The following is a 20,508-nucleotide window of genomic DNA, read 5'->3' on the forward strand; positions in this document are numbered from 1 at the left end:
CCCGCCCGTTTTCGGTGCGCGCACAACGGCACGGGCGCGGGCGCGCGGGGTCGGACTTCGATATACTCGAAGCGACATCACCGCCCCGCGCGCCGCCCGCGCGCCCGCTTCCGTGAAACCACGAGCCGGCCTGATCCTCGAACTCGTCGTCAACCTGCTGCTGCCCTGGGTCGCATACCGGGCGGCACATCCGTATTTCGGCGAAACCGGCGCGCTGTATGCGTCGGCGATTCCGCCCATCGTCTGGTCCATCGTCGAATTCATCCGCTCCCGCCGCATCGATGCGGTGGCCGCCATCGTGCTGCTCGGCATCGCGCTGTCGATCGCCGGCATGGCGCTCGGCGGCAGCGCGCGCACGCTGCTGATGCGTGAATCGCTCGCGTCCGGCACGATCGGCGTCGTGTTCCTGCTGTCGTTGTTCCGCGATCGTCCGCTGATTTTCTATCTCGCGCGCGCGACGGTGGCCCGCGAGATGGCCGGCGGCGCCGCGCGTTTCGAGACGGTCTGGGCCGAGCAGCCGGGGCTGCGCCAGATGCTGCGGCTGATGACCTTCGTGTGGGGCGCGTGCATGACGCTCGAGATGCTGCTGCGCCTGTGGATGGTCGTCACCTGGCCCGTCGAGCGCGTGCTCGTCGTGTCGCCGATCATGGGCTACACGGTGTTCGGCACGCTGCTGCTGTGGACCTTCTGGTACCGGCGGCGAATGCGCGAGCGCAACCGCGTCGACATCCCTGGCCGCGATGGCATCACCGAAATCGCCGGCCGCTGAGCGCCCGCCCCGCGGCATGTCACGGCCGCTAGGGTATGATGCGCGGCGTTTCGTCCGACCCTGCATCGCCCCATGTCTCTCTCGCTTCTCCCGTGTGCCACGATCTGGCTCGCGCTGTTCGCGGCCGCCGCATTCGCGTGGCAGCGCCCGCTGCACGGCCTGAGCATCGCCCTTGCCGCGCTCGGCTATGCCGCTGCGCTGGCGTTCGGCAAGCTGGAGCCGATCGTGCTCGCGCCGCTCGCGCTGCTCGTGGCCGCCGCCTGGGGCGTCGCGCCGGGCCGTCCGGTCGCGGTGCGGATCGGCGCGCACGTCGTGTTTGCCGCGCTCGCGATCGCGCTGAGCCTGCATCTGATCCCCGGCTTCCACAATCCGCGCGTGATCGAACCGACGCGTTTCACGCCGGATGCCGTGCCGTTCACGATGTACCTGAATTTCGACAAGCCGCTCGTCGGTCTGTGGCTGCTGTGGGCGCTGCCGTGGATCGCGCCGGACGTCCCGCCGGCACGCGCGCTGCGCACCGGCGCCGTGGCGGCCGTCGCGACGGCGGCGGCCTGCCTGGCTGGCGCACTCGCCTTCGGGATGGTCGGCTGGGCGCCGAAATGGCCGGCGTCGGGCTGGATGTGGCTCGTCAACAACGTACTGCTCGTCACGCTCGCGGAGGAAGCGCTGTTCCGCGGTTACGTGCAGGGTGGACTCACGCGCGTGCTCGGCCGGTTCGGCTGGGGGCCATGGGCCGCACTTGCGATCGGCGCGGTGCTGTTCGGCGCCGCGCACGCGGCCGGCGGCTGGCCCTGGATCGTGCTCGGTACGGTCGCCGGCATCGGCTATGGCCTTGCCTGGCGGCGCGGCGGGCTGCTCGCGTCCGCGCTCGCGCATGCGGGGCTGAACGCGATCCACTTCGGGCTGTTCACCTACCCGATGCTCGCCGCCGCGCGCTGAACGCCTTGCGCGGCGGTGCGGCGGCGGGCACGAACGCCGCGGCATGCATCCGCCGGACGTCGCATGGTATCCCGCGGCGCGCAAACGCGTATCGGTGCACTCGCGCGCTACCGGCCAAGGCTGGACGGACGAACGCCGCCCCCGCAGCCCGGATGCGTCTCGGTTCCGGGTTGCGCGTCGAACGACAAACGGCGTTACTTGATCTGGTCGGCGAGCGGCTGCAGGAATTCGGAGAAGCCGGTCAGCATGATCTGCACGCCGATGCACAGCAGCAGGAACGCCGACACGCGCTTCGCGACCTTGGTGCCTTCGGTGCCGAGATAACGCGACAACAGCGCGGCACGGCTGTAGGTCAGCCAGATCACGACCGCGACGAGCGCGGAAACCGCGATCGACACGATGCTCGACAGCATGAATTCCGACAGCTTGTGCGTGCGGTTCGCATTCAGCGCGATCGCGGTGGCGATCGAGCCGGGGCCGACCGTCAGCGGCACGGTCAGCGGGAAGAACGCGCGGGTCATAATCGCGTTCGCATTGATCGGCTTGATCGGCGTATCGCCGCCGCCCGCCGGGCCGTCAGGCTCGTTCAGCATCTGCCAGCCCGCGACGGCGACCGCGAAGCCGCCGCCGATCCGCAGCGCTTCCATCGAAATCCCGAAGAAATGCAGCACCGGCGTGCCGGCGAAGAACGCGACCAGCAACACGATGAACGCGTTGAACGCCACCTTCTTCGCCAGCAGGTTCCGCTCGTCTTCGGTCAGCGCCTCGGTGCGTTCGAGAAACAGGAACGCGATGCCGATCGGATTGATGATGCCGATCAGGCCGGTGAAGCCGAACAGGATCTCGGAGATAAGGCGATTGACGATCATCGGAAGCGAGGAAACGGTCGGGGCTGGGCCGGCGGCGCGCCGGGGGTCACGCATTGTAGAGCAAGCGCCCGCGCCCGCGACGCAAATCGCGCCCCCGGGCCCGACGGGCCGCGCGACGCCCTTATTCGGCGACCGGCTCCCACGCCGGCGGCCGCTTAGCGAAGAACGCGGCGAAGCCCTCCTTCGCTTCCGGCGTCGCACGCACGCGGGAGATCGTCTGTGCGGTGAACGCCGCGCGTTCGTCCGACGGCGGATACTCGCCGATCGCGTCGAAAAAGCGCTTGATCTCCATCAGCGCGTTCGGGCCATTGCGGCTCAGTTCGGCGAGCGTCTTGTCGAGCGCCGCGTCGAGTGAGTCGGGCGGCACGGCCTGGTGGATCAGCCCGATCGCGACGGCCTCGCCGGCCGCGATCTGCGTCGCGGTCAGCGCGAGCCGGCGCGCCTGGCGCTGGCCGACCGCCTCGACCAGATACGGGCCGATCACCGACGGCAGGATCCCGAAACGGGCCTCGCTGACCGAGAAGCGCGCGTGATCGCTCGCGATCACGATGTCGCACGCCGCGCACAGGCCGACGCCGCCGCCGAACGCGTGGCCCTGCACGCGCGCGACCGTCGGCTTCGGGCACTGCCGGATCGCCCGCATCATCGCGGCGAACCGCTCGGCGTCGCGCAAATTCGCGGCCGCGTCGTTCGCGCTCGCGCGCTGCATCCACTGCAGGTCGGCGCCCGCGCAGAACGCGCGGCCGTCCGAGCGCAGCACGATCGCGCGCACGTCGTCGCGCCCGCCGAGCGTCGTGAACGCGTCGGTCAGCTCGGCGATCATCGTCTCGTCGAACGCGTTGAGCACGTCGCCGCGCTGCAGCGCGACGGTCGCGATGCCGCGCGCATCGACGGCGACGGCCAGGGTCTTCAATCCATCCATCGCACAGGTTTCCTCGGGGTAGAACAGGGAACGGCGAAACTCAGGCGGCCTGCCGGCGGTCGATCACGCGCCGGGCCTTGCCGGTCGCGCTCGCGGGAATGCCGCCCGCGCCGAGCACCGTCACGCCCGCCGACACGCCGACCATCGTCTTGATCCGGTGCTGCAGCTCGCGCGCGATCGCCGCGCGGTCGCCGTCGGTCACGCACGCGGCAGCCTCGGAGCGCAGCTCGACCGCGAGATCGAGCCGGTCCATGTGGCCGTCGCGCGAGATCGTGATCTGGAACTGGCCCGACAGCTTCGTCTGCGCGACGACGATTTCCTCGATCTGGCTCGGGAACACGTTCACCCCGCGCACGATCAGCATGTCGTCGGAGCGGCCCGTGATCTTCGCGAGCCGGCGCATCGCGCGCGCGGTCGGCGGCAGCAGCGCGGTGAGGTCGCGCGTGCGGTAGCGGATCACCGGCATCGCTTCCTTCGTCAGCGACGTGAACACGAGTTCGCCCTCGCTGCCGTCCGGCAGCACTTCGCCGGTCACGGGATCGATGATCTCCGGATAGAAATGGTCTTCCCAGATCACCGGGCCGTCCTTCGTCTCCACGCATTCGCACGCGACGCCCGGGCCCATCACTTCCGACAGCCCGTAGATGTCGAGCGCGTCGATGCCCACGCGCGTCTCCACCTCCTCGCGCAGCGCCTGCGTCCACGGCTCCGCGCCGAAGATGCCGATCTTCAGCGACGACTCGGCCGGGTCCATGCCCTGCCGCACCATCTCGTCGATCAGGTTCAGCATGTACGACGGCGTGACGAGGATGATCTTCGGCTCGAAATCGCGAATCAGCTGCACCTGCTTCTCGGTCTGGCCGCCCGACATCGGCACGACCATGCAGCCGAGCCGCTCCGCGCCGTAGTGAATCCCGAGGCCGCCCGTGAAGAGCCCGTAGCCGAACGCGTTGTGCAGCGTGTCGCCCGGACGGCCGCCGGCCGCGCGGATCGAGCGCGCGGTCACGTTCGCCCAGGTATCGATGTCGCGCGCCGTGTAGCCGACCACCGTCGGCTTGCCGGTCGTGCCGCTCGACGCATGCACGCGCACGACCTGCTCGCGCGGCACCGCGAACAGCCCGAACGGATAGTTGTCGCGCAGGTCGTTCTTGGTCGAGAACGGGAATTTCGCGAGGTCGGCGAGCGTCTTCAGGTCGTCCGGATGCACGCCGGCCGCGTCGAACGTGCGGCGATAGTGCGGGACGTTGTCGTACGCGTGGCGCAGCGACCACCTGAGGCGCTCGAGCTGCAGCGCCTGCAGTTCGTCGCGGCTGGCGGTCTCGATCGGCTCGAGGGCGGCGGCGGGATGCGTCGGGTGAGTCATCGGGGTGCTCCTCCAATGGAGTGATGTCGTTATCGTGATCGGGGTGCGGCTGCCGGCGGCTAGCGGAACGTGCGGCCGGCCGCCTGCAGCGCGGCGATGCGCGGCGACACGCGATAGCGGTCCTCGCCGTAGCCCGCCGCGAGGTTCGACAGCACGCGATGCACGCGGCCGATGCCGATGGCATCGGCCCACGCGAGCGGGCCGCACGGGTAGTTCACGCCCTTCTCCATCGCGAGATCGAGATCGGCGGGGGAGCACACGCCCTGGTTCACCGTGTCGGCCGCCTCGTTCGCGAGCATCGCGACGGTGCGCATCGCGACCATGCCCGGCACGTCCGCGATGCCGACGACGCGAAAGCCCGCTTGCTGGAACAGGCCCACCGCATCCGCATAGGCGTCGTCGCTGCACTGGAGCGCGCGCGTCAGCGCGACGAGCCCGGCCTGCGCGTAATCGCGCGCGAGATCGACGAGCACGAGGTCGGCCACGCCCGTTTGCGCGGCGCGCACGGTCGCGGTGCGGCCGTCGGTCAGCGCAATCGACGCGCGGCCGGCCACGGCCAGCAGTTCGTCGGCATGCGCGCCGCTCTGCCGCGCGCCCGCGATGCGTTCGGCGAAGCGTGCATGCAGCGCGGCGGCCGGGCCGTCCTGCGCGAACAGCGCGACGTCGGCCGGCGCATCGCGCTGCGCTTCGAGTTCGGGCGCGGGCGGCGTCGCGCCGTCGGCATAGGAATAGAAGCCACGGCCCGACTTGCGTCCGAGGAAGCCTGCGTTCACGAGTTCCTGCTGGATCAGCGACGGCGTGTAGCGCGGGTCATTGAAGTAAGCGCGAAACACCGACTCGGTCACCGCGAAGTTCACGTCGTGGCCGATCAGGTCCATCAGCTCGAACGGCCCCATCCGGAAGCCGCCGGCTTCGCGCATCACGGCATCGATCGAGGCCGGCGTGCCGCCCTGCTCGTTCAGCACGCGCAGCGCCTCCGCGTAATACGGCCGCGCGACGCGGTTCACGATGAAGCCCGGCGTCGACTTCGCCAGCACCGGCCGCTTGCCCCACGCGACGGCCGTGTCGTACAGCGCCCGCGCGACTTCCGGCGCGGTCGCGAGCCCGCTGACCACCTCGACGAGCGCCATCAGCGGCGCCGGATTGAAGAAATGCAGGCCGGCCACGCGCTGCGGCGCGCGCAGTCCGGCCGCGATCGACGTGATCGAGATCGACGACGTGTTGGTCGCCAGCACGCAGCGATCGTCGACGTGACGCTCGAGCGTCGCGAAGATCTCGCGCTTCACGTCGAGCCGCTCGGCCGCCGCCTCGACGATCAGCGCCGCGCCGGCGAACTCGGCCAGCGCGCGCACCGCGCGAATCCGGTTGCCGGCCGCCTCCGCTTGCGCCGGCTCGAGACGGCCCTTCTCCGCGAGCCGCGCGAACTGCGCGCGGATGCCGGCCAGCGCCTTGTCGCACGCGGCTTCGTTCAGGTCGTACAGCAGCACCGCATGGCCGGCCGCCGCGGCAACCTGCGCGATGCCCGCGCCCATTGCGCCTGCGCCGATCACGCCGACGACCGCCGATTGCGCCAGCGCGCCCGAATTCACCGAATGTGCAGAAGAAACAGCCATCGCTTGCGATCCGTCATGAAGTGGAAGTGCGAGCGATTATAAACCGACCGGTCGGTAGATTTATGTCAGAGCGAGCCCGAATTTGTCGTGCAAGAGACCGTTACGGAAACTGTAGAACTCAAAAAATCGAACGATTGGGGCACTTTTTGTAAACCGAAAGGTCAATGAAAGCGTCCAAATATGAGATAGTGGCCCCCGAACGCCTGATAAAATTCGACAATTCGCCGGATTTCAGGGGGAAACCGCGTGTCACGCCGTTGCCGTCCATCGTCCGCGCCCTTTCGGGGTCGGTTCAGTCCCGCCGGAACGTCTGTCGTCAGGTGCAAGCGTCCCGCCTTCGGCACTCGGTCGCATCGAACCGTTTCATCCAGCGACGGGCCTCGGCCCGCCCGCGCCCCTCGTCGCCTCACGGCGGCGAACCCGAGGCAGCGCCGTTCCGTGCTGCCGTGCATCAGCTTCATCGTCCTCGTTCGGCGGATCATCCGGCCGGGCTTCGTCAACCCGTGACGGCGCGTCGCGCCGCCACCCGCATAGGAAACCGTCCATGCCGCTCTCGTCCAACCAGCTCCCGCGCTGGACCCTCTGGGCCCCGCTTGCCGCATGGCTGGTACTCGCGCTGTCGCGCGTCGTGCCGGCCGAAGGCCTCGTCATCGCCGTGTTCGCCGCCGCGCTCGCCGGCGCCGTGTTCGCCGCCGTCCACCATGCCGAAGTCGTCGCGCACCGCGTCGGCGAGCCGTTCGGCACGCTCGTGCTCGCGGTCGCCGTGACCGTCATCGAAGTCGCGCTGATCGTGTCGGTGATGCTCGGCGCGGGCCCCGAGAAATCGGGCCTCGCGCGCGACACCGTGTTCGCCGCCGTCATGATCATCTGCAACGGCATCGTCGGCCTCTGCCTGCTGGTCGGTGCGTGGAAGCACGGCGAACAGGATTTCCAGGGACGCGGCGCCAGCAAGGCGCTCGCGGTGCTCGCGTCGCTGTCGGTGCTGTCGCTCGTGATGCCGAACTACCTGAACGCCGCGCCGGGCCCGTTCTTTTCGAAATCGCAGCTTGCGTTCGCCGGCGTTGCGTCGCTCGTGCTGTATGGCGCATTCGTATTCGTGCAGACCGTACGCCACCGCGACTACTTCCTCACCGAGCATGACAGCGCGAACGAATCGGTGCATGCAGCGCCGCCGAGCAGCCGTACCGCGCTGATCAGCCTCGTGCTGCTGTTCGCGAGCCTCGTCGCGGTCGTGCTGCTCGCGAAGCTGCTGTCGCCGGCCGTCGAGCATGCGGTGATGAAACTCGGCGCGCCGGAAGCGGCGGTCGGCATCGTGATCGCCGCGCTCGTGCTGCTGCCCGAAGGGCTCGCGGCCGTCACCGCCGCCCGTGCGAATCGTTTGCAGACCAGCATGAACCTCGCACTCGGCTCGGCGCTCGCGAGCATCGGGCTCACGATTCCGACCGTCGCGGCCGTGTTCATCTGGGTCGGCCAGCCGCTCACGCTCGGCATCGGCGCGATGGAAACCGTGCTGCTGTCGCTGACGCTGCTGGTCAGCACGCTGACGCTCAGCCAGGGACGCACGACGGTGCTGCACGGTGTCGTGCATTTGTCGCTGTTCGCGGCTTACCTGTTCCTGTCGATCACGCACTGACGCAAAACGGCGCGCGGCACGGCGAAAACGATTCGCCGTGCCGCGCGCCGTGCTTCATCTTCCCCGCTTCACCTTCTTCGCTTCACGCCGCGCCTATCGGGCCGGAATCACGAGATGCTGGCCAGCCAGGATCAGGTTCGGGTTCGCGAGGTTATTGCGGCGCTGGATCTCGCGATAGCGCTGGCCGCTGCCCAGCTTGCTCGCCGCGATCATGTTCAGCGTGTCGCCCGCCTTCACCACGTACGTCTTTTCGCCCGACGCGGCCGCGGTCGTCATCGCCTGGTCGCTGACGAAGTACTTGCGCAGCAGGTCCAGATACTGCGGCGACTGCTTGAGCTTCGCGATCGCGGCGTTCAGGTAGATCAGCAGGTCCTGGTCGTCGGCACGCACGCCGATCTTGTACGCGATGTTCGAGCCGTCGAGCTTGGTCACCGCGAACTTCAGGTCGGTGCCCTTGATCGAGCTGACCGCGAACGGATAGTCGTAGATGAACGCGTCGACCGCATGGCCGTCGAGGCTCTTCGCGATGAACGCCGGGTCGGAATCGTCGACCTCGACGAACCGGACGTTCGGATACTGGCGCGTGACGAAGGCACGCACGTCCGGGTCGCCCTTCAGGATGCCGACCGTCTTGCCGGCCAGATCGTCGGCCGAGCGGATCGCGGAGCCTTGCCGCACGATCAGCGAATAGCCGAAATCGTCGACGTACGGCACCGAGTAGACGACGCCCGCCGGCGTGTTGTCCGGGAACGTCAGCCCGTCCATCGCGACGTCGACGACATGGTTGCCCTTCGCATCGGTGTCGAGCAGTTGCTTGGGCACGCCCGGGTACGTGTCGACTTCGTGACGCGTATCGACGACGACCGGCTTGCCGCCGTGCGAGAACGACGGATCCGAGAACAGCAGCCGCGCGAATTCGACGTTGAAGCCGTGCGGCGCGCCCTTGTCTTCGCCGAAGAACGGCTCGCTCGGGTTCTGCACCGAGACTCGCACGACGCCGTTTTCGGCGATCGATTTCAGCGTGCTCGCCTGCGGCGTGAAGCCGGCCGGCAGCACGTTGCCCGACGTCGACGGCTGCGCGGGCTGGCCTGCGCCGCCCGCCTGCGCGGACGTCGCGCCGGGCGCCGCATCGTGCGCGGGAATCAGTGTCGACAGGCCGCCCTGGTGGACGATCCATACGCCGACGAGCACCACCAGAAACACGACTGCACCGAGAAGTTTTTTCATGGTTGCGTGCCTGCGGGAAGTCATTGTTGTTTCGACGGCAATGCAGCGGCCCGTGCCGCATCGGGGCCGGGCACGGGCGTGCCGTTCATCGCCGCCTGCTGTTGCGCCTGCTTGACCTCGGGATTGTCCAGCAGCGACGTCTCCATTTCGGAGAACGCCTTGTTCACCGAGCGCATCACCGAATCGACGGCCACGTCGGTCTTGATCTGCTCGAACGTATCGGCCGTCTGCCGGCCCGCGAGCTTGTTCATGTGCTGCGCCGCCTGCGACATGTCCCACATCGCCTTCGCGCGATCGATCGCGGACGCGAAATTCTTCAGTTCCGTCTGCACCTGCTTGTAGCGGCTTTCGCGAAACGCGAGCAGTTGCTTCATCGTGTCGAGCTGCGCGCGAAAGCGTGGCGCGTCGTCCGGATACTGCTTCTCGAACAGTTCGGTCTTGTCCCCGAAGTTCTTCACTTCGGTGCGGAACGCGGTGATGCTGTCCGCGAATTTCTGCGCCGCCTGGCGCTTTTCCGCGAGCTGGTTGATGAGCGTCTCGATCGGATTCGACTGCGCTTCCTCGACGATCATCTTCACCTTCTGGTTCGCGAACTTCATCGCGACGACCGGCGCGAAATAGATCGCCCCGAGGCCGATCACGGCCGCCGTGATCAGCGCGATCATCCCCTTCAGGATGAACAGCGCGGCCGGTGCCGCGATCGCGACGCCGGCGACGATGATCGCCCATTTGATCAGCTTTGCCTTGCCACTCCCCGAACTGCCGTTTGCTTCATTCGAAAGCTGCGACATGAGTTTTTCTCCTTGAACCTCGAACTGAACTGCGTGCGTAAGCTGCGTCTGCTCAATCGAAATGCTTCGGACTCCGGTGCCGCCGCGCGCGCGGGACGGTCGACGGCACGATGCGTGAACGCGTGGCGGCGGCGTCACGAAACGCCGGTGTAAGCGTCATGCGCGATACGGTATTCGGGCGCGACAGGCTGACGCACGACGCGGCGGCGCCGATCGGCACCGCCCATCGTCGCGGCCGGCGCGCGAACGGGAAAGTGTACCGATGCACGGTACGAAACGGGATGACGGATACGTGACGCGACGGGCGTCGGGAAAATCGCGATTCCGGCAGGCCGGTGGCTGCGGCGCCGGGATTCCGGTACGAGTGCGTGAAGGCTCATCGTTGTTCTTGTGCGCGTCGCTGATGCGGGAGCGCGCGGCCAGCGCGCCCCGCTCCAAATGCACGCACGTATCCTGCGCCGACCGGCATGCAGCGTCAAGCGGTCGGCGCGGTGCGTTGCCCTTTCGCGATCGAAAGCGTGCGCGGCGCGTCAGCTTTCCGAACGGTAAGGATGTTGCCGACGCCGCGACGCGTCGCGCTCGGTCGAAATCGACGTCGATCGAAACGCGGCCCGCGGCCGGCCGCCGGGATGTTACGTCTCGGCGCCGATCGCGGCGTCCGCATCGAACCCGTACAGCACGGCCGGATTGTCGACGAGCATCGCGCGGCCGACCGCCTCGTCCGCCGCGCAGGCGTGCAACCAGCCGAGCAGGTGCGCATCGTCGGGCACCGGCGACGCGTTCGGATGCGGCCAGTTGCTACCCCACACGCAGCGCGCCGAATGCTCGCGCGCGAGCACGGTGGCAAGGCGCGCGACGTCGTCGTAACCGGGCGCACCGGATCGCGAAGTCTCGTAAGGCGCGGACAGCTTCACCCAAACGTGGCCGCGATCCAGCAGGCGCCGCAATGCGACGAACGCCGGCACATCCGGCGTCACCGGCGTCAGGAACTTGCCCGTGTGATCGACGACGACATGCGCCGGCAACGACGTCAGCATCGACTCGACGTCGGGCAGCGTCCGGCCGTCGAGCTGCAGGTCGATGTGCCAGCCGAGCGGCGCGATCCGCGTGGCCATCCGCTCGAGCTCGTCCCATCGCGCGACGCCGCCCGACAGCGTCATGAACCGCACACCGCGGATGCCTCTTGCGTGCAGCCGCTCGAGTTCGGCGTCCGGCACGTCGACGGGCAACGTCGCGACGCCACGCGCCTGCGGGCCGAGCGCGGCCAGCGCATCGAGCGTGCAGCGGTTGTCGAACCCGTAACCGGTCGGCTGCACGACGACCACGCGCGCGAGGCCGAGCGCCCGCTGCACGCGGCGATACGCGTCCACCGGCGCATGCGGCGGGCGAAACGTCGCCGTCGGTGCGAGCGGATACGCATCATCGTAAATATGAATATGGCAATCGCAGGCGGGCGACGGCCGTGCGCCGGGGCGGTCGTGCGTCATCGTGCGCCCGGCGCGGCGGATGCGTCGGCCGATCGCCAGCGTGCGAGCCGCGTCGCGCGCGCGGCGTTGACCGCGCCGTTCGGCACACGTGCGTCGAGCAGCGCGGCGAGTTGTTCGACCGTCTCCAGTGCCTGATGCTCGACCGCCGGCCGCGTCAGTCCTCCGATATGCGGCGTGGCGATCACGCGCGGATGCACGGCGAGTGCGGGCGTCGGCATCTGGTCCGTCGCGCGGCCGACATCGAGCGCGCAACCGGCCAGCCGGCCGCTGTCGAGCGCGTCGGCCAGCGCCTGCTCGTCGACGAGCTCGCCGCGCGACGCATTGACGAAGCACGCGTCCGGCTTCATCGCGGCGAATGCACCCGCATCGAACAGGTTCGCGGTGGCGGGCGTCGCCGGCGCGAGGCACACGACGTAATCCGCGTCGCGCAGCAAGGTCGCGCGGTCGACCTGTTCGATCGACGGCGTGTCGATCCGCACGTACGGATCGCACACGAGCACGCGCATCCCGAACGCCGTCGCGATCGGCGCGAGATGGCGCGCGATCTGTCCATAGCCGACCACGCCCAGCGTGCCGCCGCGCAATTCGCGGCCCATCCGCGGCAGCGGCGGCGTGCCGCGGTGGTACGCATCGGCGTACGCGCCGATACCGCGCGCGAGGTCGATCATCGCGCCGATCACCCACTCCGCGACGGCCGGCCCGAAACCGGGGCTCGCCTGCGTGACCAGCACGCCGAATTCGCTCGCCGCGTCGACGTCGACGGTACGAATGTCGACTGCGCAACGCAGGAACGCGGCGAGCGCGGGCAGCCCTGCGAACAGCGCGCGCGGCGCCGGCGTCTGCCGGTACGCGATCATCGCGTCGCATCCCTGGGCGGCGGCGATCAGCTCGTCCGTGCCGAGCTCGCGGTCGAGCGGATTGCACGTGACGTCCGCGATCGCCTTCAGCGCACCCAGCGCCTTCGCACCGAAGTAGTAATCGAGCATCCCGGACGGATGGGTCACGTAGACGCGCGTCATGCGGGGGCTCCGTCCGATTCGACCGCACGTGGCGGCGGCGGCGCGACCGACGCGCGCTCGACGAGCGTGACGCCCGGGAACACGCACTGTCCGGGCTCCGACGGGTCGCCGTCGTGCCGCATCACGCGCCGCACCATTTCCGCGGCCATGTCCGTGACGGGCAACTGCACCGTGGTCAGCGCCGGCCACGAGATCGCCGACAGGAAGTGACCATCCATCCCGACGACCGATACGTCGTCCGGCACGCGCAATCCGCCGTCGCGCAGCCCGGCCATCAGGCCCAGCGCGAACAGGTCGTTGACCGCGACGATGCCGGTCGGCCGCGCCGGATCGGCCGCGAGCGCGGCGCCGAGCGCGCGCCCGACCTCGACGATCACAGCGTCGCCGTATTCGTTCGCCGGACCGCCGTCGAGCACTTGCGCATCGGCGCCCGCGTCGCGCGCAGCCGCGAGAAAGCCGCGGATCTTGTCGCTGCGGCTCACGGTGACGCCGGCCACCGTCGCGAACGCGAGCCGCGTATGGCCCGCGGCGACGAGACAGGCGGTCGCGAGCCGCGCGGCCGCCTCGTTGTCGGCGGTCACGTGATCGACCTTCGATTGCTCGCCGGGCGTCGCGCGGCGGTCGTAGCTGACGACCGTCATCCCGCGTTCGGCCGCGCGTTCGAGGTGGCTTTCGTCGGCGAGCGACGAGATCACGATCACGCGCCGCACGCCGTGCGCGAACAGGTCGTCGAAGAACGACGCCTCCTTGCTTGCGTCGCGGTACGTGTTGCCGATCAGCACGCGATGGCCGTACTGCTCCTGCGCGCAAGCCTCGATCTCGCGCGCGATGTAGCCGTACATCGGATTCGCCATCGACGGCACCAGCAGCCCGACGAGCGGCGTCTGCCCCGTCTTGAGCTGGCGCGCGAGCGTGCTCGGCCGGTACTGCAGCGCATCCATAGACGCCTTCACGCGTTCGAGCGTCTCCGGCTTCATCTGATCGGTGCGGCCGTTGAGCACGTTCGAAACCGTGCTGACCGAAACAGCCGCATGACGGGCCACGTCCTGAATCGTACTCATGTCGTCTTGCAATGAACGGGCTACAGGCCGAAACGGGCCGGCAGCCACAACGAAAACGCCGGTGCGAAGATCAGCGCCACGAGGGCGACCGACAGCACCAGCAGGTATTTCACCATCGGCCGCGCCACGCGCGCGACCTCGGTCCCCGTGATCGCGCAGGTCGTGAACAGCCCGAGCCCGACGGGCGGCGCGAACAAGCCGAGCCCCATCGCCACCACCACGACCGTGCCGAAATGCAGCGGGTTGATGCCGAGCTGCAGCGCGATCGGCGCGAGCAGCGGCCCGAAGATGATCAGCGCGGGCGCGCCTTCGAGCACAGCGCCGAACACGATCATCAGCAGCGCCGCCAGCAACAGGAACGCCGTCGAGCCGTACTGATGGGCAAACGCCGTCATTGTGCCCGAGACGAGCGCGGGAATCTGCTCGATCGACAGCGCGAACGACACGCTCGACGCCGCCGCGACGATGAACAGGATACCGCTCGCCATCGACGCCGCACGGACGAACACGCGGCCGACCGAGCGCCAGGTCAGCTCGCGGAACGCCGCCCATCCGACCACCAGCGCATAGACCACCGCGAACGCCGACACTTCCGTCGACGTCGCGATGCCCGACGTCACGCCCTTGCCGATCATCGCGACCATGATCAGCGCGACGAGCGCGCCGCCGGCGAGCGGCAGCCACGCGCGGCGTTCGACGAACACCGCGTCGATGTCGATCCGGCGTCCGCAGATCACGGTCACGACCGCCAGCGACGCGGCGAGCACGGCCGCCGGCACGATCCCGGCGACGAACAGCCCCGCGATCGAGATGTTCGCGACGAAGCCCATGATGATCATGTTCACGCACGGCGGAATCGTCTCGGCCATCACCGCGCTGCACGCGAGCAGCGCCGCGGTTTCGTCGGGATCCTGCCGCGCGCGGCGCACGGCCGGCATCACGACGCCGCCCACCGCCGCGATGTCGGCCAGCTTCGAACCCGACACGCCGGAAAAGCACGCCGTCGCGAAGATCACGATCAGCCCGAGCCCGCCGCGCACGCGCCCGAAGATCCGCAGCAACAATTCGACGAGCCGCGCGGACATCCCGTTCGACTCCATCAGCAAGCCGGCCAGCACGAAGAACGGCACGGCGAGCAGCACGAAGTGGTCGGCGCCGGCCATCACCTGCTGCGAGTAGACGAGCAACGGCAGCGTCGGATCGGCGAGGAAGTACAGCAGCGCCGAGAACGCGAGCACGAAGCCGATCGGCACGCCCAGCACGAGCCCGCCGACGAAGCCGGCGACCAGCAGCGCCCCCGGCGCGATCGCGTGTTCGGGCCGCAGCGCGTTCCAGCCGTACACGGCGCCCGCGAGCACCGCGCAGCAGGCCAGCGTGCCGAGCACGCGGCGGCGCGGCGCGTTCAGCGCGTTCGCGAGCGCGAACACGCTCATGAACAGCGCGCCGAACATCATCGGATACACGTTGATCCAGCCCGGCAGGCCGCCGGTCGTCAACTGATCGTACGAGTCGCCGAGCAACTGCCACGACGACGCCAGCAGGTTCAGCGACACCGCCGCGACGATCCAGTGCCCGATCTGCACGAGCGCGCCCTGCCAGCGTGCCGGCAGCCAGCCGCGGAACAGGTCGATGCCGACGTGCTGGCTGCGGCCGAGCACCGTCGCCGCGCCGAAGAACACCAGCACGATCATCAGCGCGCTCGCGACCTCCTCGGCCCAGTCGACCGGATCGTGCAGGAAATAACGAAAGACGACCGACACGAATACGACCAGCACGTCGACGGCCAGCACGGCGGCCGACACGTATTCGATCCAGCGCATCGCCGCATCCAGCGCACGAGCGACGGCGCGCACGGGACGGCCTGACGCGACGGCCGGCACGGCGCTCGAAACGGAACCGGTGTCCATCGCTCAACCCCGCGCGGCGGCGATCGCCGGAAACAGCGGCGCGGTGGCCGGATACTGCTTCGCGAATGCCATGTAGAGGCGGTCGTGCATCGCCTGCCGCAGCGCCGCGCGCTCGGCATCCGCCATCGGATGAAACGTCATCCCGTGCTGCTTCAGCGCCGCCTCCGCCTGCTCGGCCTTCTGCGCCGCGATCGCGCGCTGCTGCGCGGTCGCGTCGGCCACCGCGCGGTCGAACGCCGGGCGCAGGTTCGCCGGAATCCGCTCGAGCGCGCGCCGCCCCATCACGACGGTCATCGCCGCGAACACGTGGTGCGATTGCCAGCACGACTTGACGATCTCGTCGAAGCGGCTCGCGAGCACGGTGGCCGGATCGTGCTCGAGCCCGTCGACGACGCCCGTCTGCACGGCCATGTAGAGCTCGCCGAACGGAATCGGCGTCGGCACCGCGCCCATCACCTTGAAGGTGTCCATGAAGGCCGGCGTCGGCAGCACGCGCAGCTTCGTGCCCTTCACGCCCTGCAGCGCCGTCACCGGCTGCTTCGTGAACACGCAGCGCCCGCCGAAGTGCGAGCCCCACGTCAGCACGGAGCAGCCCGCGCGCTTTTGCAGCAGCGCGTTCAGGCTGGTGCCGACCTGGCCGTCGAGCACCTTCGCGACGTGCGCATAGCTGTCGAACAGGTAGCCGAGATCGAGCATGCCGAGCTCCGGCGCGACCGTGGCCCAGATCGACGAGCCCGCGATCATCATGTCGATCGCGCCGATCTTCACCTGCTGCGCGACGTCGCTCTCCTTGCCGAGCTGGCTGTTCGGAAAGTAGTCGACCCGGATCGCGTCGCCGACGCTCGCCTTCAGGTTCGCCGCGAGGCGCTCGTACCACACGTAGTGCGCGGCGTTCCGATCGGCCGGCATCGACGACGAACAGCGCAGCGTCACGGCCTGCGCCGCGCGACCGATTTCCGGCAAGCCGCCCGCGACCGCGAGCGTGGCGGCGGATGCCGTTTGCAGAAAGCGCCGCCGGGTGAAGGTAGTCATGGCCGTCTCCTTTCCAATCGCGTCTTCCGATGCGACTGTATCGATTTAGTGTATCGATACAGTAATACGACGACCGATGAGCGAGAAATGAGGGTTTTCCCGTGACGGGCAGGTGGAAATTTCGGGCCGAAGTGCCATGCGGCGTCGCCGCATTTCGGTCTTTCCGGACCGTGGCGCACGTCAGGCGTGCCGGCGGATATCGTCAGACAACTGACTTTTTCTAAACGGCGATGCCGTCCGCACCGTCCGTCAGAAACTGCCCGACCATCGCGTTGAACACCGGCAGCGCCGGATTGTCGTTGTCCGCGCGCCACGCGAGATACAGCTCGGCCGCCACGTCGACGCCCGCGAGCGGCCGGAACACCACGCCGTCCACATGCAGCTCGCGCGCCGACGCCGGCACCAGCGCGGCACCCAGCCCGGCACGCACCAGGCCGAGGATCGTATGCGTCTGCCCGACGTAATGCAGGTAATTCGGCAAGCGCCCCGCGCTGGCGAACATCCCCGAGATCATGTCGTGGAAGTACTTGCCCTCGTTCGGCGAATACGCGATGAACGGCTGCCGGTCGAGCTCGTCCGGGCCGATCTGCTCGTACGCGGCCAGCGGCGCGCCCTGCGCGACCGCGACGAGCATCGGCTCGCGCTGCACGAGCCGGTATTCGAGCGGATGGCGCGCCGCGCGCTGGCGCACGAAGCCCGCGTCGAGCATGCGCGACGCGAGCGCGTCGATCTGCACGGTCGACACCATTTCGCGCAGCTCGACATCGACGTCCGGCAGCGCGTGCGCCGCATGCGCGAGCAGTTCCGGAATCATCCGGTATGCGCTGACGGCAGTGAAGCCGAGCGTGATGCGGCCAGCCCCGCCGTGCGCGACGCGCTGCGCGGCCTGCTCGGCCCGCGCGGAAAATTCGAGGATGTGCCGCGCATCGCGCAAGAAGCGCTCGCCGGCCGCGGTCAGTCTGACCTGCCGGCTGCTGCGTTCGAGCAGCGCGATGCCGAGCGCATGTTCGAGCAACTGGATCTGCCGGCTGAGCGGCGGCTGCGTCATGAAGAGCCGCCTGGCCGCACGGCCGAAATGCAGTTCCTCGGCCACGGCGACGAAGCAGCGAAGCTGGTTCAGTTCAATCATTCAAATCTTGAATCAATCGATCGCGTCTTGATGTTAGACCGATATCGATACGATTCCCATACTCGATTGCAGCCGATGCGCGGCCCGCGCCGCGCACGCCGACCGAGACCTCCGGGACCATCGCTCGCCGGCCGCTTCGAACGGATTCGGATCACGCGGCACGCATGACGCCCGGCGGCGGCATCACGCGCGCTGGCGCGCGCCCGGCGTCGGCGCGACCGCGAGCCGGTCGAGTTCTCGCAGGTCGTTTTCCAGCGCGGGCGTGAGCGTCGTGCGCAGATGGTCGAGGAAGGTGCGGATCTTCGCGTCGAGATAGCGGCGCGTCGCATAGACGGCATACACGCTGACCGTCTGCAGACGGTACTCGGGCAGCACGCGAATCAGCCGCCCTTCGCGGATGTCGTCGAGCACGGTGTACAGCGCGACGCACGCGATGCCGCGCCCTGCCCGCACTGCGACGCACAACGCATCCGGCACGTTGACCTGGAACGGCGCCGGCTGCAGCTCGTACACGGTTTCCTCGTCGTCGCCGCGCTCGAGCCGCCACTCGCTGGCCGGCGATGCGGGCGTATCGAGGCGCAGGCACACGTGGTTCGGCAGATCATCGGGCGTGGTCGGCGTGCCATGCCGCGCCAGGTATTCGCGCGATGCAACCAGCACGCTGCAACTCGTGCCGCAAGTCTGCGCGACGTAGCCGGAATCGGGCAGCTGCGACGCGGTCACGATCGACACGTCGTAGCCTTCCTCGACGAGGTTCGGCATCCGCTGCGCGAGCGTCAGCTCGATCGACACGTCCGGGTTGTCTTCCTGGTAGCGCACGATCGACGAGACGACATGACTCTGCCCGAGCCCCGTCATCGCATGGATGCGCATCTTGCCGCTCGGCCGCAGCAGCGCGTTGCGCGCCTCGGCGTTCGCGTAGTCGAATTCGGCGAGGATCGATTTCGCACGCTCGAAGTAGCGCTCGCCGCTTTCGGTGAGGCCGAGATGGCGCGTCGTGCGATGCAGCAGCCGCGTCTGTACGTGAGCTTCGAGATTCGACACCGCGCGCGACACCTGCGCGGTGGTCGCATCGATTTCTTTGGCGACCGCGGTGAAACTGCCGGCTTCGACAACGCGCACGAACAGGCGCATGTTTTCGAGCATGTCCATTGAATTGGCTTGGGGAGTATCGGTGGAGGAACGTCGGCGGCGCTCGCGTCAGACGGGAATCGGGGCGGGCGCGCGAACCACGCGCAAGCGATCACCATGCCGGGGAACGGGCGGGAGAGCGGGCATCGCGTGCGTGGTTGTGGCATATCGGGGGATTCGGTGGCCCGAATTGTACGCCGCCGCAGGCAAATTTGCGCGATCGCCGCGCCTCCAGGCTTTCATCGGATGAAAGGTTTTTGCAAGACGAATACGTCGCACGCCCGCAACGTATTGATGCGGCGCGACAATTTGTATCACGACGCGATATAATTTGCGCCTTCCTTGCGCTGCGTCATCCGCGTCGTCCTTTCTACCGCTTATCGTCCATGTCGTCAGGCTCCTCCCCGTCGCGCCGCACATTCCGCCAATGGCTGCACAGCTTCATTCCCCATCCGATGACGCTCGGCTGGCGCGAGCGCATGCGCTCGTGCGCGGGCGCGCTCGTCGGTATCGCGACGGTCGGCGTCACGATGCGGCTGCTGCCCGGCGTGCCGGGCCTCGTGCCGCTGCTCGTCGCGCCGATGGGGGCGTCGGCGGTGCTGCTGTTCGCGGTGCCCGCGAGTCCGCTCGCGCAGCCGTGGTCGATCATCGGCGGCAATCTGGTGGCGGCGACCGTCGGCGTCGCCTGCGCGCAGTCGATCGCCGATCCGATCACGGCCGCCGCGGTTGCGGTCGCCCTCGCGATCGGCGGCATGTTCGTACTGCGCTGCGTGCACCCGCCGTCGGGCGCGGTCGCGCTGACGGCCGTGCTCGGCGGCCCCGCGATCCGCTCGCTCGGCTTCGGCTTCGTGGTCGAGCCGATCGCGCTGCAATCGGCGATCCTGCTGTCGGCCGCGCTCGTGTACCACGCGCTGACGGGCCACCGCTATCCGCACGGCGGCGTGCGTCCCGACGCGAAGCCGCAAGGCGGCAGCGCCGCGCCGGCACGCGGCGGCTTCACGCGCGCCGATCTCGACGCCGTGCTGAAGCGCCGCGGCGAATGGCTCGACGTCGATCCGGACGACCTCGAAATGCTGCTGCGCGAAACCGAGATGCAAGCGTATGCGCGCACGTTCGGCCAGCTCACGTGCGCCGACCTGATGACGAAGAACGCGATCGAAGTCGCGCCGTCGACATCGGTCACGGCCGCGCTGACACTGCTCGACCGCCATCGCGTAAAGGCGCTGCCCGTCGTGGACGGCGACGATCGCCTGATCGGCATCGTCACGCGCGCCGACCTCACGCGCCAGTTGCGCCGCCCGGCCCCGCTGTGGCAACGGCTGGCCGCGCGCCTGCCGCAGTCGTTCGGCGGCCGGCCGCCCAACGTCGCCACCGTGATGACCCGCGACGTCGCGTCCGTGCCGCAGACCCTGCCGATCACGGCGCTGGTGCCGCTGTTTACGCATTCAGGCCACCACCACATCCCGGTCGTCGACGCATCGCAACGGCTCGTCGGCATCATTACGCAGACGGATCTCGTCACGGGCCTGTACCAGCAGACGCGGATGCTCGAAGCCGCGTAACGCCGATGAACAGAAAAATGTGCGCCATTTCGCTGAAAATCGTCCATTTATATC

General features: G+C 68.6%; 17 protein-coding genes. 4 read left to right on the forward strand and 13 right to left on the reverse strand.

The genetic code is table 11. From position 1 onward, the window contains the following. Nucleotides 1–112: 112 nt before the first annotated feature. Together ACV22V_RS07705 and ACV22V_RS07710 are read left to right on the forward strand one after the other, a co-directional pair. Nucleotides 113–769 carry a VC0807 family protein gene (locus tag ACV22V_RS07705; protein ID WP_059691270.1) on the forward strand — a complete coding sequence of 219 codons (657 nt, stop codon included), beginning with the start codon at nt 113–115 and terminating at the stop codon, nt 767–769. 72 nt (nt 770–841) lie between these two features. Continuing rightward, nucleotides 842–1,708, forward strand: a complete 867-nt coding sequence (locus ACV22V_RS07710; protein ID WP_448013431.1) for a CPBP family intramembrane glutamic endopeptidase — start codon at nt 842–844, stop codon at nt 1,706–1,708. Between the two features lie 194 nt (nt 1,709–1,902). Here ACV22V_RS07710 and ACV22V_RS07715 read toward each other — a convergent pair whose 3' ends face one another. The 4 genes from ACV22V_RS07715 to ACV22V_RS07730 all read right to left on the reverse strand — a co-directional run bounded on the left by ACV22V_RS07715 (nt 1,903) and on the right by ACV22V_RS07730 (nt 6,475). After that, on the reverse strand, nt 1,903–2,577 hold the full coding sequence (locus ACV22V_RS07715) for a MarC family protein (protein ID WP_059533833.1): 675 nt from the start codon (nt 2,575–2,577) through the stop codon (nt 1,903–1,905). 121 nt (nt 2,578–2,698) lie between these two features. Next, nucleotides 2,699–3,499 (reverse strand): enoyl-CoA hydratase-related protein, encoded by an 801-nt coding sequence (locus ACV22V_RS07720; protein WP_059533835.1) that lies wholly within the window; start codon nt 3,497–3,499, stop codon nt 2,699–2,701. A gap of 40 nt (nt 3,500–3,539) precedes the next feature. Beyond that, nucleotides 3,540–4,862: a phenylacetate--CoA ligase PaaK gene (paaK, locus tag ACV22V_RS07725; protein WP_059533837.1), complete on the reverse strand. Its 1,323-nt coding sequence runs from the start codon at nt 4,860–4,862 to the stop codon at nt 3,540–3,542. 59 nt (nt 4,863–4,921) lie between these two features. Beyond that, nucleotides 4,922–6,475: a 3-hydroxyacyl-CoA dehydrogenase gene (locus ACV22V_RS07730; protein WP_448013432.1), complete on the reverse strand. Its 1,554-nt coding sequence runs from the start codon at nt 6,473–6,475 to the stop codon at nt 4,922–4,924. Between the two features lie 544 nt (nt 6,476–7,019). Between ACV22V_RS07730 and ACV22V_RS07735 the strand changes: the two genes are divergently transcribed. After that, nucleotides 7,020–8,108 carry a calcium:proton antiporter gene (locus ACV22V_RS07735; RefSeq protein WP_059533841.1) on the forward strand — a complete coding sequence of 363 codons (1,089 nt, stop codon included), beginning with the start codon at nt 7,020–7,022 and terminating at the stop codon, nt 8,106–8,108. Between the two features lie 93 nt (nt 8,109–8,201). Here the strand turns inward: ACV22V_RS07735 and ACV22V_RS07740 are convergent, their stop codons facing one another. The 9 genes from ACV22V_RS07740 to ACV22V_RS07780 form a co-directional block, all read right to left on the reverse strand. After that, complete coding sequence (locus tag ACV22V_RS07740; protein ID WP_448013433.1) at nt 8,202–9,335, reverse strand: transporter substrate-binding and LysM peptidoglycan-binding domain-containing protein; 1,134 nt, start codon at nt 9,333–9,335, stop codon at nt 8,202–8,204. A gap of 20 nt (nt 9,336–9,355) precedes the next feature. Next, the gene (locus ACV22V_RS07745) at nt 9,356–10,126 is read right to left on the reverse strand and encodes a hypothetical protein (protein ID WP_448013434.1); all 771 of its coding nucleotides are present in this window, start codon (nt 10,124–10,126) and stop codon (nt 9,356–9,358) included. A gap of 632 nt (nt 10,127–10,758) precedes the next feature. Beyond that, nucleotides 10,759–11,613, reverse strand: coding sequence for an amidohydrolase family protein (locus ACV22V_RS07750; RefSeq protein ID WP_448013435.1), 855 nt, complete (start codon nt 11,611–11,613; stop codon nt 10,759–10,761). Continuing rightward, entirely contained in the window at nt 11,610–12,632 is a 1,023-nt protein-coding gene (locus ACV22V_RS07755; RefSeq protein ID WP_448013436.1) for an NAD(P)-dependent oxidoreductase, read from the reverse strand. The genes ACV22V_RS07750 and ACV22V_RS07755 overlap by 4 nt, the downstream gene beginning before the upstream one ends. Beyond that, on the reverse strand, nt 12,629–13,705 hold the full coding sequence (locus ACV22V_RS07760; RefSeq protein ID WP_448013437.1) for a LacI family DNA-binding transcriptional regulator: 1,077 nt from the start codon (nt 13,703–13,705) through the stop codon (nt 12,629–12,631). The genes ACV22V_RS07755 and ACV22V_RS07760 overlap by 4 nt, the downstream gene beginning before the upstream one ends. Nucleotides 13,706–13,713: 8 nt before the next feature. After that, nucleotides 13,714–15,600 (reverse strand): TRAP transporter large permease, encoded by a 1,887-nt coding sequence (locus ACV22V_RS07765; RefSeq protein ID WP_448013438.1) that lies wholly within the window; start codon nt 15,598–15,600, stop codon nt 13,714–13,716. Nucleotides 15,601–15,603: 3 nt separating this feature from the next. Further along, nucleotides 15,604–16,632, reverse strand: a complete 1,029-nt coding sequence (locus ACV22V_RS07770) for a TRAP transporter substrate-binding protein (protein ID WP_448013439.1) — start codon at nt 16,630–16,632, stop codon at nt 15,604–15,606. A gap of 220 nt (nt 16,633–16,852) precedes the next feature. Then, nucleotides 16,853–17,761 (reverse strand): LysR substrate-binding domain-containing protein, encoded by a 909-nt coding sequence (locus tag ACV22V_RS07775; RefSeq protein ID WP_448013440.1) that lies wholly within the window; start codon nt 17,759–17,761, stop codon nt 16,853–16,855. Nucleotides 17,762–17,944: 183 nt separating this feature from the next. Beyond that, entirely contained in the window at nt 17,945–18,913 is a 969-nt protein-coding gene (locus ACV22V_RS07780) for a LysR family transcriptional regulator (protein ID WP_059533858.1), read from the reverse strand. A gap of 365 nt (nt 18,914–19,278) precedes the next feature. On the opposite strand from ACV22V_RS07780, the gene ACV22V_RS07785 reads away from it, so the two are divergent. Then, nucleotides 19,279–20,454 carry an HPP family protein gene (locus tag ACV22V_RS07785; protein ID WP_448013441.1) on the forward strand — a complete coding sequence of 392 codons (1,176 nt, stop codon included), beginning with the start codon at nt 19,279–19,281 and terminating at the stop codon, nt 20,452–20,454. The last annotated feature ends 54 nt before the right edge of the window (nt 20,455–20,508 follow it).

The sequence above is a fragment of the Burkholderia sp. AW33-5 genome, from assembly GCF_053427615.1.